Genomic DNA, 16,046 nt, shown 5'->3' on the forward strand with positions numbered 1-16,046 from the left:
AATGTCTTACATCGAAAGTCTGCGTGTTTTTGTCCGAGTGATGGAACTGGGCAGCATCACGTCTGGCGGGCGTGATCTTCGGTTGACCCCGGCGGTGGCCAGCAAACGGTTGAAAGAGCTTGAAAACCATCTGGGTGTACGGCTGTTCAACAGAACGACCCGGTCGATGACACCAACCGAAGTGGGGACGGTTTTCTACGATGAAGCCAAGGCGGTCCTGCTGGCGCTTGATCACGCTGAAGCGCGTGTCGCCAGCTTTTCCGACGCGCCTCGGGGGGCCATCCGCATCACCGCGCCTTTGGGTGTCGGGCGCAGAATCGTTGCGCCACTTGTCCCGGAATTCTCTGATCGCTACCCGGAAACAGAGATTCGCATGCGTTTGTCCGATCGCAAGGTGGACATTCTGGCCGACGGTCTGGACATAGCCTTTTTCATTGGTGAGCCCGGTGATTCAACCATGAAACTGCGGAAGTTCGCGGATTGTGATCGTGTTCTGTGCGCTTCGCCCGATTACTTGTCGCAGTTTGGCACGCCCAAAACACCAGACGATTTGTTGCACATGCCCCATAACTGCCTGTTGCTGCGTTATCCAAGGTCTCCGGAATACTACTGGACGCTCCGCACTGATATGGGTCCGCGAAAACTTGAAGTTCGCGGTAAATACGACGCGGATGATGGTGATGTACTGACAGACTGGGCCTTGGCGGGCAGGGGGATCGTCAACAAGCCGCGCTTTGACGTACGGGAGTTTCTAAAGGATGGGCGACTGGTCGAAGTCCTGCCCGAGACGCCCCCATTGCCAACGATTTTCGGATGTCTTTATCCGCACAAAAAGCTGCAAGACCCCAAGGTGCGTCTGTTTGTCGAACACATCGCGCAGCACAGCAAACGCTTTTTCGCATAAAGAAAAAAAACCGGGCTTACGACCCGGTTAACAATCTTCGTTTTGCGCGCAGGCGTCTATTGGTCTCTGACCTCACGCACCCATGCGATGATGGTTTGGCGTGCCTCTTCATCCATTTGCACTGCAGATGGTGGTGGCATTGCATGGCTGATGCCGGCTTGCAGATAGATTTGGTCGGCGTTGCGGGCGACATCGCCGGGTGTCTCAAGATAAACCTTCTTCGGGGCCCATTTCATGGTGCCGTACACCGGCTCGCGGGCGTGGCACATCGAGCAATTCCCCAAGACCGTGTCATAGGCGTTTTCGAAGCCCGCGGCTGACGCAAATTTCTGTTCGTATGGCGTCAGGTCACGCGCTTCGGCGTCCTCCCATGTCTCAGTGTTTCTCACCGAAGACAGCCAGGCGATCACGACCATTAGCAGAACCGTCACCCCCCAAGTCCAGTGCGGGCCTTTCCCGGTTGCATGCATCGAGTTGAAGTAGTGACGGATGGTGACGCCCGTCAGAAAGATCAGGCTGGCGATGATCCAGGAATACTCGGTGCCGAAAGCAAGCGGATAGTGGTTCGACAGCATCAGGAAAACGACCGGCAAAGTCAGGTAGTTGTTATGTGTGGATCGAACCTTGGCGATCTTGCCGTATTTGGCATCAGGCGTCCGACCGGCCTTGAGGTCTTCGACCACAATCCTTTGGTTCGGCATGATCTGAAAGAACACGTTGGCCGTCATGATTGTCGCAGTGAAGGCGCCAAGATGCAAAAGCGCGGCGCGACCGGTGAAGATCTGGTTGTAACCCCACGACATGATCACCAGGATCACGAACAACAGCAGCATTAGAACGGTCGGGTGATCACTCAGCTTCGATTTGCACATCTGGTCGTAGAGCAGCCAGCCAATGGTCAGCGATCCGCCAGAAATCAGGATCCCCTGCCACAGCGCCAGGTCCACTTTGGTCGGATCAAGCAGGAACAACTCGCCCCCGACCCAATATATGATCATGAGCAACGCCGCGCCCGACAGCCAGGTCGTGTAACTCTGCCATTTGTGCCAGGTCAGGTGCTCGGGCATGCGCGAGGGCGCAACCAGATACTTGACGGTGTGGTAGAAACCGCCGCCATGTACTTCCCATTCTTCGCCGTAGGCCCCGTCCGGCAAGGCAGGGTTTGGCTTCAACATGAGGTCCAGCGCGATAAAGTAGAATGACGCACCAATCCACGCCATCGCGGTGATCACATGCAGCCAACGGACGGAAAAGGCGATCCACTCCCACATTACGGCCAAGTCATACATGGCTTTGCTCCTAAGATTCTATAGTTCCGGTTACTCTATGCGAGTGTGTTTTGTTCTGGTATTGCTGGTAAAGACCAAGCAGTATCAAAAAATGCAAAAAAATGTCCTACCTTGATAACATCAGAACCTTTGTCCGGGTCTACGAACTGGGCAGCATGTCTGCCGCGGGCCGTGATTTGAGGGTTTCGCCAGCTGTTACGTCGGCGCGTATATCGCAATTGGAAGAGCATCTTGGCGTGCGTTTGTTCCAACGCACGACACGCAGCCTGACGCCCACCGAGCAGGGGAAATCTTTCTATCGTGGCGCAGCAGAGATTCTAGAAGCAGTCGAAAGTGCCGAAGCCCAGATCGTCAATCTTACCGAGAACCTGAAAGGGTCACTCTATGTCGCCGCGCCCCTGGGAGTTGGGCGTCGGTTGATAGCACCGCAGGTCCCAAAGTTTCTTGCCGAGTACCCCGAGGTGAACGTCAGGCTGAGGCTGACGGACCGAAAGGTTGATCTGACAACCGAGGGTCTGGACCTGGCTTTTTTCCTAGGTCAGCCAGAAGACAGCAACTTGCGTATTCGCAAGATCGCCGATGTCGAAAGGGTGCTTTGTGCATCTCCGAAATACATCAAAAAACGTGGGATGCCCGAAAGCGGCGACGCGTTAATCGCTGATGAGCACGAGTGTCTCAATTTGCGGTTCCCCGGCGCGACCGAGTTTCAATGGCTCTTGAGGACCGATGCGGGGCCAAAACGGTTCCGGGTTTCCGGACGTTTCGAGTCAGACGATGGCGACGTGCTGACAGACTGGGCGCTTGGCGGGCATGGCATCGCGTTGAAGCCGAAATTTGAGATTGCGCAGCATCTCAAGGCGGGAAATCTGGTTCCGGTGGCAGAGAAGACGCCGCCGGAACCAATTCAGATGGCATGTCTGTTTACGCACCGCCGTATGCAGGACCCCAAAACGCGGCTTTTCATGGAATTCATAATAGAACGCATCGGGTCGTCGATTGCGGCAGCAAATACGTCCCGGTAGGACGCTCAGCTGCCGCGATAGGTCGCGTATCCGAAGGGTGAAAGCAGCAGAGGCACGTGGTAATGCGAATGTTCGGACATTCCAAAGCGGATCGGGATGACGTTCAGAAAGCGTGGGTTTTCAGGTGGTGTGCCAGAGGCATCAAGGTAATCTCCGGCATGGAAGACAAGTTCGTATTCACCTGTTGAAAACTCTGCCTCGGGCAGAATTTGTTTGTCGGTCCTGCCGTCGTCATTGGTGACCAGAGTTTTCAGCAACTCGCGGTTTGCACCTTCAATGCGGAACAGTTCGATCTTCAATCCTTCGGCGGGACACCCTCGCGCCGTATCCAGAACATGTGTTGTAAGGTAACCGGTCATTTGCGCTACTCCTCAAGTTATACAGTTACTAGTCTGTTTTCGCCCCAAGGGGCAAAGGCAGTCTGTGGGAAGCTGCTTTCAGTATTTTTTGAAAAACATATTTGATTATCTGGGGTATTGATCAATTCATGAAGAAGGAAACCGATGTGAAGCCTTATCCACGAGACATGACCGGTTACGGTGGGCAAGTTCCCAAAGTAAACTGGCCGGCCAATGCCAAAATCGCAATTCAGATCGTGCTGAATTACGAAGAGGGCGGTGAAAACAACGTTCTGCACGGCGATGCCGCATCCGAAGCGTTTCTGTCCGAGATCACCGGAGCCGCCCCTTGGCCTGGGCAACGGCATTGGAACATGGAATCGATCTACGAATACGGCAGCCGCGCGGGGTTCTGGCGCGTGCATCACCTTCTGCAGGATCTGCCTGTTACAGTCTATGGCGTTGCAACCGCCTTGGCCCGTGCTCCTGCCCAGGTTGCGGCGATGAAGCACGCAGGATGGGAGATAGCCAGCCACGGTTTGAAGTGGATTGAACACAAGGACATGGACGCCGAAGAAGAGCGCGCCCAAATCCGCGAAGCAATCCGGCTGCACACAGAGGTTACGGGTCAGCCGCCCCGTGGTTGGTATACGGGCCGCTGTTCGATGAAAACGGTCGAACTGGCCGCCGAGGAAGGCGACTTTGCCTATATCGCCGACAGCTACGCCGACGATCTGCCATACTGGACCAAGGCAGGGGGCAAGGATCAACTGATCATGCCCTATACACTGGACTGCAACGATATGCGCTTTGCAATCCAGGCTGGATTCACCAATGGGGAACAGTTCGAAAGCTATCTGAAAGACAGCTTTGACATGCTCTATGCCGAAGGTGAGGCGGGCGCGCCCAAGATGCTTTCGATCGGGTTGCACTGCCGTCTGATTGGTCGCCCAGGTCGTGCCATGGCGCTGAAACGCGCACTTGACTACTTCAGGAAACACGACGGTGTCTGGTTCGCAACGCGCGAGCAGATTGCCGATCATTGGGCCAAGGAACACCCACCTGTGCAAGGTTTGACCCCGTCCGAAATGGATCGACCAACCTTTGTGTCAGAATTCGGTGGCGTGTTCGAGCACAGCCCGTGGATTGCCGAAGGTGCGTGTAAACTGGAATTGGGCCCGACGCATGACAATGCTGCTGGTGTCCACAACGCGCTGGCGCGTATATTCCGTTCTGCCTCGTCCGAGCAGCGCCTTGGCGTTCTGACAGCCCACCCGGACCTGGCGGGCAAGCTGGCCGCCGCCGGCCGCCTGACCAAGGAAAGTACTGCGGAACAGGCCGGTGCGGGCCTGGACATGCTGACCGATGAAGAGCGCGCGACGTTCACGGCGTTGAACGAAGCCTACACAACCAAGTTTGGCTTTCCCTTCATCATCGCGGTCAAGGACAACACGAAAGCCAGCATTCTGGAAGCCTTTCGCCGTCGTGTCGACAATGACCGTGACAGGGAATTTGCCGAAGCCTGCCGTCAGGTTGAGCGCATTGCCGAATTGCGCCTGATTGAGAAGTTCGCGGAATGACGGCTGTCTTGAAGCTCCGACCTTTGACGTCAGAGGCATTTGCACCTTTCGGCGATGTCATCGAGGCGGCTGGCCAGGTGGACAAACTCATTAATCAGGGTAAATGCGCGCGCTATCACGACCGGGCCGCGTTGGATTTCCATGATGGGCACGCGGGTATCAGCGTGTTTCAGTCCGAAGTCTTCTGCTTGCCGATCAAATTGGAAATGGTGGAACGCCATCCTGATGGCAGCCAGGCCTTTTTGCCTTTGTCGGATAAACCTTTTGTCGTGGTTGTGGCCCCGGATGAAGACGGCACGCCGGGACAGCCAATCGCCTTCAAAACAGCGCCCGGACAGGGTGTGAATTATCATCGCAACACTTGGCATGGCGTTCTGACCCCGCTTCATGCGCCCGGACTTTTTGCGGTGGTCGACCGAATTGGATCCGGGCCCAACCTCGAAGAGCATTGGTTCGAGGAGGCTTTTGAAATCACAGAATGAGGTGCGTTGCCGGATGAGGAGCCGGCTGCGAGCTTCAAGGGAGGAAAGACCAAATGTCAGATGCATCCATCGGAACGCCGGAACAACTCCGCGATCCGAATTATACTCCGCCGCTGCTAAAGGCGGTGCCACTGGGAATTCAGCATGTACTGGCGATGTTCGTGTCAAACGTCACGCCAGCCATTATCGTTTGTGGTGCGGCTGGTTTCGGTTTTGGCTCGAACAGCCCCGATTTCCCGCAGATGATCTATATGATCCAGATGTCGATGTTCTTTGCGGGTGTCGCCACGTTATTTCAATCTGTTGGCATGGGCCCGGTCGGTGCCCGGCTGCCTATCGTGCAGGGAACATCGTTTGCCTTTATCCCGATCATGATTCCACTGGTGGTGGGGAAGGGCGTTGACGCTATTGCCGTCCTGATGGGCGGGGTTGTTGTCGGTGGTTTGTTTCACGCCTTCCTTGGGCTGTTCATTGGACGCATTCGCTTTGCTCTTCCGCCACTGGTTACGGGCCTTGTGGTGACCATGATTGGCTTGGCACTTGTGAAGGTCGGCATTCAGTATGCCGCGGGGGGTGTTCCTGCGATTGGGACCGAGGAATACGGCTCGGGTCTGAACTGGTTCATGGCCGGAACTGTAATCGTGGTCACGCTTGGCCTGAAATTCTTTACACGGGGCATGCTGTCCGTGTCGGCTGTTCTGATCGGTCTGCTGGTCGGATACGCCGTGGCGTTCCTACTTGGCCAGGTCCACCTGGGCAACGTCGGGAACGCGGCATCCTTTGCGCTGCCGAACCCGTTGCATTTCGGTATTGAATTCTCGGCCGCGGCCATCATCGGTTTCTGTGCAATGTCCTTTGTTTCCGCAGTTGAAACCGTTGGGGACGTATCCGGTATCACCAAAGGGGGCGCTGGGCGAGAAGCAACCGACAGGGAAATTCAGGGCGCGACCTATGCCGATGGTCTTGGCACTGCGATCTCTGGCCTGTTTGGAGCGCTGCCAAACACGTCGTTCAGTCAGAATGTCGGATTGATTGCGATGACCGGCGTCATGAGCCGAATGGTCGTGACCATCGGTGCAGTTTTCCTGATCGTATGCGGGCTTATTCCCAAAATCGGGGCGATAATCTCGTCCATTCCGATTGAGGTTCTCGGTGGGGGCGTGATCGTGATGTTCGGCATGGTTGTGGCGGCAGGTGTCTCGATGCTGTCGGACGTAAACTGGAACCGCCGAAACATGGTGATTTTTGCAATCGCCCTGAGTCTTGGGCTGGGTTTGCAGCTGGAGCCCAACGCGCTGCAGTACTTGCCCGGCACATTGAAGGTTCTGGCGACATCAGGAATCCTGCCCGCCGCCGTCATCGCCATTGTATTGAATCTTGTTCTTCCCGAAGAACTTTCCGACGAAGCGACGGAAGAGGTCTCGGGTGGCATGGCCGGTCATGGTCTTGGGTCCATCGAGCAAGACGACCACGTCTGATGCGTTCGACCTGATACACTGATCGTCCTGGAAAAAACATGAAGCGGCGCGCCAAGGCGCGCCGCGTTTCATTGTTTTGTCACCATTTAATGGAGATCTGCTGTCAAAAGCTCTTCGCCCAAAAGGACCGCCGAGACAATGCCCAAGGAGGTGTTGCCGTCCGGCTTCAGAAATCGACCTCGATCGCGATCCCTTTCCGAACGGCGAGGTCAACCACGGACGCGGCGACCGCAAGATCTTGAAGGCCCACACCCGTGCCATCGAACAGCGTGATCTGATTGTCCGATATCCGGCCCGGATTGGTGCCGTTGATGACCGCGCCAAGCTGCGCCACATCGCTTTCTTGGATCAGGCCTTCGGCCACGGCGTGCTGCGCTTCGCCGATGCTGACGGATTGCGCGACTTCGTCCGTGAACACGCTCGCCTTGGCCAGAAGGGCGGTTTCAACTTCCTGTTTTCCTTTTGTGTCCGTGCCCATGCAGGCGATATGAGTTCCGGGGCTGACATGGTTCGCCATCAGTGAGGGTGCAAAGGCCGAAGTGATCGAAATAATCACATCCGCCTCAGTCATTTCGTCAAGCTTGACCGCTTGGAACGGAACACCTGCTTCATTGGCGACCTTTTCGATATTCGGCAGCATTTCGGGGTGGTAGTTCCAACCAATGACCTTGTCAAAATCGCGCTGCTCCAATGCCGCGCGAAGCTGAAAGGCTGCCTGGTGGCCAGCGCCAATCATGCCTATGACCCTGGCGTCCGTATTTGCGAGATGCTTAATCGATACCGAAGATGCTGCCGCCGTTCGAAGGGCCGTCAGAAGGTTGCCGCCGACCATCGCAGATGGCTTGCCAGTGTCGGGGTCGAAAAGAAAAACCGTGGACTGGTGGTTGATCAGCCCGCGTTTTTCCAGATTGTTTGGCCAATAGCCGCCCGCCTTCAGTCCAAGCGTCAGGCCAGCGCGGTCAAATCCACCCTTGAAGCCATATAGTGCATCTTCGTGCCCGATGGCTTCACGCACGACAGGGAAGTTGTAGGCGTCGCCGGACGCCATTGCAGCAAAGACCTGTTCGACCGCGTCAAAAGCCGCTTGTCGGGTCATAAGGTCAGCGATCTCACGCTCGGGTACGATCAGCATTTCTTTCTCCAATCAAACATTCGTGCGCCCGCGTGCCCCTGCCGGAAGGAGAGCATACACGCGGGCGGCTGTCTGGCTGCTTCCGAGCCAGCCCTCCCAAACAGAGCAAGTTCAGATCAATAAGCGCGTCCGCGGGCGGACACGGGCCAGACGGTCTCGACCTTGCCGTTGCGAACACCGACATACCAATCGTGTACATTTGCGGTTGGGTCGCAGTGTCCCGGAACCAGCTTGAGCTTGTCGTTGACCTTCAGCGCACCGTTCGGATCCATGACGACGCCGTGTTCGTCCGAACATTTGATGTATTCGACATCGTCGCGGCCAAAGACAACCGGCAGGCCGCTGTCCACCGATTGAGCCTTGAGGCCTGCATCTACGATCGCCTTATCCGCCTTGGTGTGGCTCATGACGCTGGTCAGAATGAAGAAGGCGTTTTCCCACTCGCCCTGATCGATCCGGTTTCCATCCTTGTCCAGGATGCGGCCGTAGTCGGCATCCATGAACGCGTAGGACCCGCATTGCAGTTCGTTGTACACGCCCGAGTTGGACTCGAAGTAGTATGAACCGGTGCCACCGCCCGAGACCAATTCGCACTCGATGCCTTCAGCTTTGAGGCCCTCGACGGCGTCCTTCACCATGGCGATGGCGGTGTCGAGCTTTTCCTTGCGCGCTTCATAGCTGTCAAGGTGCTGCATGGCCCCCTGGTAGGCCTGGATCCCGGTGAACTTCAGGTTGTCAGCAGCTTCTACTGCTTTGGCAATCTCGATCACTTCCGGGGTCGTTGTCACGCCGCAACGCCCGGCACCGCAGTCGATCTCGATGAAGATTTCCAGCTGTGTTCCATGATCCACCGCCGCGCCGGAAAGGTCTGCAACGTTGTCCAGATCGTCGACGCAAACGATGATGCGGCTGCCCAGCTTTGGCAGGCTGGCAAGACGGTCGATCTTGGCGGGGTCACGCACCTGGTTCGACACCAGAACGTCCTTGATGCCACCGCGCACGAACACTTCGGCCTCTGAAACTTTCTGGCAGCAAACGCCAACAGCGCCTCCGATCTTCTCCTGCAACTTGGCCACGTCTACCGATTTGTGCATTTTTCCATGCACGCGGTGGCGCATGCCATGCGCCCTGGCATAGTCGCCCATCTTCTTGATGTTGCGTTCTAGCGCGTCGAGATCCAGAATCAGGCTGGGAGTCTGGATATCTGCTTCATCCATTCCGGGCTTGGCCGGAATGTCAAAGCCTACTTCGAAATTGTCGAGATTGGTCATATCTTTCATTTCCGTATTCCTATGTCGGGATTGATGTTACGCGTTCAGCCAGGGCAGCTTGTCCAGATCGACATTGCCCCCGGTTATGATCAGGCCGACCCGCTTGCCTTTGAAAGCGTCCGGGTTTTTCAGGATCGTAGCCAGCGGAACGGCCGAAGATGGCTCCATCACGATCCGTAGGTGTTTCCACGTTAGTTTCATCGCGTCGATGATCTCTTGCTCGGAAGCCGTGTAGATTTCGGAGACGTGGTTCGACACGAAATGCCAGGTGAGGTCCTTAAGCGGAACCAGCAGCCCGTCGGCAATCGTCTTGGGTGCGTCATCCGCTATGATGTGGCCGGCCTTGAAGCTGCGATAGGCATCGTCGGCCTGTTCAGGTTCTGCGGCGATGATCGCGGTTTCAGGGGCCAGAGTAGACAATGTCAGGCAAGTGCCTGATACCATGCCGCCACCACCGATGGGGGCGACCACCGCGTCCAGACCATCGGTCTGTTCGATGAACTCGCGCGAGCAGGTGCCTTGCCCGGCTATCACGCACGGATCATTGTAGGGGTGGACAAAATCCCCGCCCGTGGCGGCCTGAACCTCGGCAAACGTGGCCTCGCGCGACGAGGTTGAGGGCTCACATTCCGTGATCTTCCCACCATAGCGCCGCACCGTGTCTTTCTTGGCCTGCGGCGCTGTGCGTGGCATGACGACGTTGCACGGTATGCCCCGCTTCATCGCCGCATAGGACAGGCACGAGGCGTGGTTGCCCGAGGAATGGGTTGCAACGCCTTTCCTGGCTTGTTCGTCGTCAAGGCCAAACACGGCATTTGCTGCCCCACGCACCTTGAAGGCACCCGGTTCCTGAAAGTTCTCACATTTGAAGAACAGCTGCGCCCCGGCCAATTCATTCAGGTAGTCCGAGGTTCGGACCGGGGTACGGCGGATAAAGGGCTCGATCCGATTGTGGGCTTCGAGCATGTCCTCGTAGGTTGGGATGTACATGTTGCAGTCCTTCATCACGCAGCATCCTTCTGAACTGCACCGGGATGACCGCGATAATATTCCTGCGCAGCCGCCACGCCGGAGCCCAGCTGGATGTTCAGGCCCAGGTCGACCATGCACATTTCAGCGGTGGCAATCCCGGACAGAGCCATGACATCCGTCAGGCTGCCCAGATGTCCGATACGGAATACCTTGCCTGCGACTTCACCAAGGCCGACACCGAAGGCAACGCCGTATTTTTCAGCGGCATGGGTGACTATACCCGTCGCATTGAAGCCGTTTGGCGTTCGGATCGCGCTGACGGTGTCAGAATACACCGACGGGTTCGCCGCACAAAGGTCCAGCCCCCACGCACCCACGGCGGCACGTACTCCTTCGGCAATACGGTGATGCCGGGCAAAGACGTTTTCCAAACCTTCACTCAGCAACATATCGCAGGCCTGGTTGAGGCCATTCATCAAACCAACGGCAGGCGTATAGGGATAGGCGTTGTTGGCGTACCCCTGGGCCATGTCATGAACATCAAAGAAGGTGCGGGGCAGGGTGTCCGTCTTGGTCGCGTCCATCGCTCTCTGGCTAAATCCGACGATTGCAAGACCCGCAGGCAGCATGAACCCTTTCTGTGAACCCGTGACGGCCACGTCGACGCCCCACTCGTCAAAACGGAAATCCATGGACCCGATCGATGAAACACCATCGACGAACAGCATGGCAGGGTGTCGGGCGGCATTCAGCGCCTTGCGTACTGCCGCAATATCCGATTTCACACCGGTTGCCGTTTCGTTGTGCGTGGCAAGAACAGCCTTGATTTCGTGGCTTGTGTCGGCGGTCAAAATCTCTTCGTAACGATCGGCTGGCAGCCCGTCGCCCCAAGGGGTTTCGACGATCTCGACATTCAGACCGTGACGCTGGCACATATCGATCCAGCGATGGCTGAACATGCCGTTGCGCGCCGCCAGAACCTTGTCACCGGCCGACAGGGTATTGGTCAGTGCGGTCTCCCAGCCTCCGGTTCCGGTCGACGGGAAGATGAAGATTTGGGCGCTGTTGCTTTTCAGGACTTTCTGAACGCCAGCACGTGCGGGGTGCAGGATTTGCCCGAACAGCGGCGAGCGATGGTCGATCGTGGGCATATCACAGGCCTTGCGCAGGCTTTCCGGGATGTTGGTCGGACCCGGGATGAAAACGGGGTTTTGAAAGCTCATGGATGGTCTCCTTCCGTTGTTGACCACACGATAAACACCCGTCACTCAGCCTGATATATTTTTGAAAAAGACTTTCAAAACGCCACGCTTCGAATATAATTTATAATTGTCAGTGCCTTATATTTTTCATATGATGAATTAGTTTTTCACGAATAATCAAAGGGTTTTTATGGATTCTCAAGACAATACTCGCGAAGTCCGCAGAAAAGCCCGTGGAAGACCAAGGGGATGGGACGACAAGACAGCGCAAAACACGATCAAGTCTCTCGACCGTGCGATGGAAGTTTTTGAGTATTTGAGTGAAGCGCAGGGCAAGGCGTTAACCGCGCTATCCGACGAAATGGGCCAGTCGCCCGCCACAGTTTACCGAATACTCGTTACACTTGAGGGCAGGGGCCTTGTCGAGTTCGATCACGACGAGCAGGTCTGGCACATCGGTCCTCGTGCGTTCGTAATCGGCTCGCGCTTCCTGCGTCGCACCAGCCTTGTGGACCGGGCCCGACCCGTGATGCGAAAGCTGATGGAGGCCACCGGCGAGACCGCAAACCTGGGGGTCGAGAAAGAAGGAATGGTATTATTCCTGAGCCAGGTGGAAACCCATGCCAGTATTCGTGCGTTTTTCCCTCCGGGCACGCTTTCTCCGATGCACGCGTCGGGCATCGGGAAAGCTTTGTTGGCATATATGGAAGAAGATCGGTTGGACCGGCTGTTGGCCAAGACAGAACTACAGGCCTTCACGGACAGGTCGATTACCAGCCCGACCGCGCTGAAAGAAGATCTTGCCATGGTTCGGGTACAAGGCTTCTCGATAGACAACGAAGAAAAGAACGCGGGAATGCGGTGCATTGCTGCGCCGGTCTTCGATACCAACCGAGAGGCGGTTGCCGGGATTTCAGTGTCCGGACCGACAAGTCGCGTCAGCGAAGTCGAGATTCAGCGACTAAGCCGCCCCGTCATCGAGGCGGCGCATCAGTTAACTCTGGCCATCGGCGGGACTATTACTCCGCCGCTGTCCTGAGACGCCGGTGCTGCGGGTAAGCGGCTGGACCTGGCCGCAGTGCCATATGGCGGTTCACGTCTTTGTATAGCAAGTAACGGAACTTACCCGGGCCACCTGCATAACAGGCCTGTGGGCAGAACGCGCGCAACCACATGTAATCGCCGGCCTCGACCTCTACCCAGTCATTGTTCAGCCTGTAAACGGCCTTTCCCTCAAGAACATACAGACCATGTTCCATCACATGTGTTTCAAGGAAAGGAATGACGGCGCCGGGCTCGAAAGTCACCACGGTCACGTGCATATCGTGCCGCAAGTCACTTGGGTCGGCAAAGCGAGTCGTGGCCCATTTGCCGTCCGTTCCGGGCATCGGCGTCGGCGTGATCTCGTTTTCGTTGAGAACCAGAACGTCTGGGCGGTCAAGCCCTTCTACCGCTTCATAAGCCTTTCGAATCCAATGGAACCGCAGGATTTCGCCGCCTCGGTTTCGTAAGGTCCAATTGCATTCAGCGGGCAGGTAGGCATAGCCGCCGGGCGTCAGCTCATAGGTTGTGCCGTCGGCAGTCAAGGTCGCTGTGCCTTCGACCACGAACAAAACGCCTTCGGCTTCGGGATCGGTCTCGGGCCGGTCAGAGCCACCGCCGGGCTGAACTTCCATGATGTATTGCGAAAAGGTTTCTGCAAAGCCGCTTAGCGGGCGTGATATCACCCACAAGCGGGTGTCTTCCCAAAACGGCAGAAAACTGGTCACGATATCCCGCATCGTTCCCTTTGGGATCACTGCATAAGCGTCAGTAAATACGGCGCGGTCAGTCAGCAATTGCTCCTGACCAGGATGCCCACCGTGTGGCGAAAAATACTTGGCGGTCATGCATGCTCCTGAAAAATGTCCTATGTCTGAAATATGCGCTGAGAGAACGGTGCGGACCACCCGCAAAAAGGTGACAGCTCTATTCGCGAAGTTTTGAAAAATCAAAATTTGGCCGCCAGTAAACGCACGCAGCGCTGACATCGCGCACGCGCTGCACGACCGGTCGGATCAACGATGATTTGGGCCGGTTGACGCCGATCTTGTTATCAACCCGTCTCACGTCAGTTTGGTCCAGTCGGAAATCGGCTGAATGTTGCGCGGGCAGGGCGTTCGGTTCATCCGTTTCATTCTTGGAACATGCGGTTTAGTTGGCTCCGGAAGTGATCAGGGTTGCACAGGTCTGGCCCGGGACAAATCCGGGGAAATCAGTATCATCTGCGAAAGCGCTGGCTTTAGTCCTGTACTCTTGCCGGAAATCATCGCTAACGGAACGCTTGTTGCTGCTGCGAGTGCTTCTTGAAACGGGATCTCCGCTTGGCCCGTCAGAACCTGTACCGCTGTTGTCAGGCACAAATCGGCCCCGGCCAGAGTGCCATCCTCTAACGTCAGCCTGCCGTTTTCCCGCCGGATGGGGCGTCCTTCCAACTGAAACTCCGCCAGTGACGTGCCAGCGACCGCCATCGCATCGCTGACAAGAAAAATCCGCCCAGGTCCGCGCTTGGCGGCCCAGGCAATCCGCATTGTGTCGGGATGAACGTGGATACCATCCGCGATCAAGCCCGCCGATAGCGATCCGCAGGATAACGCCGCGCCAACCAGTCCGGGTTCTCGGCTGCCAAGCTGGCTCATCGCATTGAACAGATGCGTTGCGCACTGTGCCCCGGCCCTTGAGAACGCCAGGCAGGTCTCAAAAGGCGCGTCCGTGTGGCCCAAAGAGACGATCACCCCCGCGCGCTTCAATGCTTCAACTTGCTGCAGTGTTGTACTTTCGGGCGCCAGCGTCACCATCAACGCAGGCAGGTGTTTTGCAGCATCGATCAAAGTTTCCAGGTCGGTTTGCCGCATCGGGCGGATCATCGCAGCATCATGTGCGCCCTTGCGCCGCTCAGACAGGTGAGGACCTTCCAGATGCAGGCCCGCAATACCGGAAACACCTGTCTGAACGGCCTTGATGGCGGCATCAATAGCGGCTCGGGTTTTCTCGGCCGTGTCAGTGATCAGGGTTGGCAGGATGCTCATCGCACCCAGCGCGCGATGAGCACGGGCGATTTGGGTCAGTGACTGAACCGATGGATCGTCGTTGAACATCACGCCACCGCCGCCGTTCACCTGCAGATCAGCATAGCCAGGGCTGAGGATGTCGCCATGCAGATCCTCGATCTGGTCGTCATGCGCTATCTGATCCAAGGGGACCAACGCATCCAACAGCCCGTTTCTGAACCGTGCGGCGTATCCTTCACGCAATTCAGTGCCATCGAAGATCGGGCCGCCCGCAAAGATGATGGTAGAACTGGTCATACCGTTTCCGTTACTTTTTTCAGATGGCGTGGTGTGTCCGGGTCAATCCCTCGTTGTGTGGCAACCTTCTCCACCATTCCATAAAACGACGCAATTGTTGGTATGGGGTCCGTCATCCAATGGGACGTTCGGACATGCGGCAGTTCTGTTGCGTGTTTCACGCGGCCGGTTGTGGCGAAAACCACAGCGCCTTTGGACGCCAGTGCGTCTGCAACTTCAGCCAGATTGTCCTCTGCTGCATCCCCGGACGACAAGGCAAGCACAGGAAAGCCCTGATCCACGATGGAAACAGGGCCGTGCAGAACCTCGGCTGCCGAATAGCTTTCCGCGTGAATCTGGCAGGTTTCCTTGAATTTCAACGCGGCTTCGTTGGAAATTGCCAAAGACATGCCGCGCCCCAGTGTAAACAAAGAGCGACCATCCACCGCGTCCGCCACGGCGCTCCAGTCGCAGGCAATTGCAGTCGACAAACTGTCCGGCAGCCCATGGATGGCGCGTAACAAATGATCATCGCGCTTCACCTGCGCAATCAACCACAACCCGGCGACCAGAGACGTCACGAATGTCTTCGTCGCCGCCACGCTCAGTTCGGGGCCCGCGTGAATTGGCAGCGTTGCCGTGGCTGCGTCGGCCAGTGCAGAGGCAGTGTTGTTCGTGATCGCGACCGAGTAAGCTCCGCCGGATGTGAGCGACTGCGTGAGTTGCACGATATCCGGGCTCTGGCCGGATTGTGAAACAGATATGCAGATCGCATCCTCGCAGTGCATGTCGACACCGTAGATAGACTTGACCGACGGTCCGACCGAAGCCATCGGCAAGCCAAGTAGCAGTTCCGACGCGTATTTCAGAAAGCTGCAGGCATGATCCGAGGATCCGCGCGCCACCGAGATCAGAAACCGCGGGTTGCGGGTCTGGATCTCGTTGGCGGTTTGCGCGATCAAATCTGCGCCCTCGGTCAGAAGGCGGTCTACGGCGTCGGGAATCTCATTGATCTCCTGCCGCATTTGAGTGGTTGTGTCAGACATTTTC

15 protein-coding genes are annotated in these 16,046 nt (G+C 56.7%); 6 read left to right on the top strand and 9 right to left on the bottom strand.

All coding sequences use genetic code 11. The annotated features are described in order from the left end of the window. Nucleotide 1: 1 nt before the first annotated feature. A complete protein-coding gene (locus AC2FLP_RS11170; RefSeq protein WP_117873814.1) occupies nt 2–904 on the top strand; it encodes a LysR family transcriptional regulator in 903 nt (300 codons plus the stop codon). A gap of 56 nt (nt 905–960) precedes the next feature. On the opposite strand, the gene AC2FLP_RS11175 is transcribed toward AC2FLP_RS11170, so the two are convergent. Then, on the bottom strand, nt 961–2,193 hold the full coding sequence (locus AC2FLP_RS11175) for a urate hydroxylase PuuD (protein WP_496683717.1): 1,233 nt from the start codon (nt 2,191–2,193) through the stop codon (nt 961–963). Between the two features lie 101 nt (nt 2,194–2,294). On the opposite strand from AC2FLP_RS11175, the gene AC2FLP_RS11180 reads away from it, so the two are divergent. Then, on the top strand, nt 2,295–3,215 hold the full coding sequence (locus tag AC2FLP_RS11180) for a LysR family transcriptional regulator (RefSeq protein ID WP_117873810.1): 921 nt from the start codon (nt 2,295–2,297) through the stop codon (nt 3,213–3,215). Between the two features lie 5 nt (nt 3,216–3,220). On the opposite strand, the gene uraH is transcribed toward AC2FLP_RS11180, so the two are convergent. Beyond that, nucleotides 3,221–3,574, bottom strand: coding sequence for a hydroxyisourate hydrolase (gene uraH, locus AC2FLP_RS11185; protein WP_117873808.1), 354 nt, complete (start codon nt 3,572–3,574; stop codon nt 3,221–3,223). Nucleotides 3,575–3,702: 128 nt separating this feature from the next. On the opposite strand from uraH, the gene puuE reads away from it, so the two are divergent. The 3 genes from puuE to AC2FLP_RS11200 are packed head-to-tail and all read left to right on the top strand — an operon-like array spanning nt 3,703 to nt 7,093. Beyond that, the gene (puuE, locus tag AC2FLP_RS11190; RefSeq protein ID WP_496683722.1) at nt 3,703–5,133 is read left to right on the top strand and encodes an allantoinase PuuE; all 1,431 of its coding nucleotides are present in this window, start codon (nt 3,703–3,705) and stop codon (nt 5,131–5,133) included. After that, on the top strand, nt 5,130–5,615 hold the full coding sequence (locus tag AC2FLP_RS11195) for an ureidoglycolate lyase (protein WP_496683724.1): 486 nt from the start codon (nt 5,130–5,132) through the stop codon (nt 5,613–5,615). Before puuE ends, AC2FLP_RS11195 begins: the two co-directional genes overlap by 4 nt. A 53-nt stretch (nt 5,616–5,668) precedes the next feature. Further along, nucleotides 5,669–7,093: a uracil-xanthine permease family protein gene (locus AC2FLP_RS11200; protein WP_299897373.1), complete on the top strand. Its 1,425-nt coding sequence runs from the start codon at nt 5,669–5,671 to the stop codon at nt 7,091–7,093. Between the two features lie 166 nt (nt 7,094–7,259). Here the strand turns inward: AC2FLP_RS11200 and bhcD are convergent, their stop codons facing one another. The 4 genes from bhcD to bhcA all read right to left on the bottom strand — a co-directional run bounded on the left by bhcD (nt 7,260) and on the right by bhcA (nt 11,691). Further along, nucleotides 7,260–8,225: an iminosuccinate reductase BhcD gene (gene bhcD, locus AC2FLP_RS11205; RefSeq protein ID WP_299897370.1), complete on the bottom strand. Its 966-nt coding sequence runs from the start codon at nt 8,223–8,225 to the stop codon at nt 7,260–7,262. Nucleotides 8,226–8,341: 116 nt separating this feature from the next. Beyond that, entirely contained in the window at nt 8,342–9,505 is a 1,164-nt protein-coding gene (bhcC, locus tag AC2FLP_RS11210; protein ID WP_496683728.1) for a 3-hydroxy-D-aspartate aldolase BhcC, read from the bottom strand. A gap of 27 nt (nt 9,506–9,532) precedes the next feature. Continuing rightward, nucleotides 9,533–10,501, bottom strand: coding sequence for a beta-hydroxyaspartate dehydratase BhcB (gene bhcB, locus AC2FLP_RS11215; protein ID WP_496683731.1), 969 nt, complete (start codon nt 10,499–10,501; stop codon nt 9,533–9,535). Then, entirely contained in the window at nt 10,501–11,691 is a 1,191-nt protein-coding gene (gene bhcA, locus AC2FLP_RS11220) for an L-aspartate--glyoxylate aminotransferase BhcA (RefSeq protein WP_117873796.1), read from the bottom strand. The genes bhcB and bhcA overlap by 1 nt, the downstream gene beginning before the upstream one ends. Nucleotides 11,692–11,860: 169 nt before the next feature. Here bhcA and bhcR point away from each other — a divergent pair, with 169 nt between their 5' ends. Then, nucleotides 11,861–12,709: an HTH-type transcriptional regulator BhcR gene (bhcR, locus tag AC2FLP_RS11225; protein ID WP_299897358.1), complete on the top strand. Its 849-nt coding sequence runs from the start codon at nt 11,861–11,863 to the stop codon at nt 12,707–12,709. Here bhcR and AC2FLP_RS11230 read toward each other — a convergent pair. From AC2FLP_RS11230 to AC2FLP_RS11240, 3 genes are all read right to left on the bottom strand, one after another. Continuing rightward, nucleotides 12,690–13,559: a bifunctional allantoicase/(S)-ureidoglycine aminohydrolase gene (locus AC2FLP_RS11230; RefSeq protein ID WP_496683736.1), complete on the bottom strand. Its 870-nt coding sequence runs from the start codon at nt 13,557–13,559 to the stop codon at nt 12,690–12,692. The two genes, bhcR and AC2FLP_RS11230, sit on opposite strands and share 20 nt — an antisense overlap. A 324-nt stretch (nt 13,560–13,883) precedes the next feature. Continuing rightward, the gene (nagA, locus tag AC2FLP_RS11235; protein WP_299897352.1) at nt 13,884–15,017 is read right to left on the bottom strand and encodes an N-acetylglucosamine-6-phosphate deacetylase; all 1,134 of its coding nucleotides are present in this window, start codon (nt 15,015–15,017) and stop codon (nt 13,884–13,886) included. Then, nucleotides 15,014–16,042, bottom strand: coding sequence for an SIS domain-containing protein (locus tag AC2FLP_RS11240; protein ID WP_117873788.1), 1,029 nt, complete (start codon nt 16,040–16,042; stop codon nt 15,014–15,016). The genes nagA and AC2FLP_RS11240 overlap by 4 nt, the downstream gene beginning before the upstream one ends. Nucleotides 16,043–16,046 lie beyond the last annotated feature (4 nt).

It is taken from the genome of Ruegeria sp. CDSA141 (genome assembly GCF_059612005.1).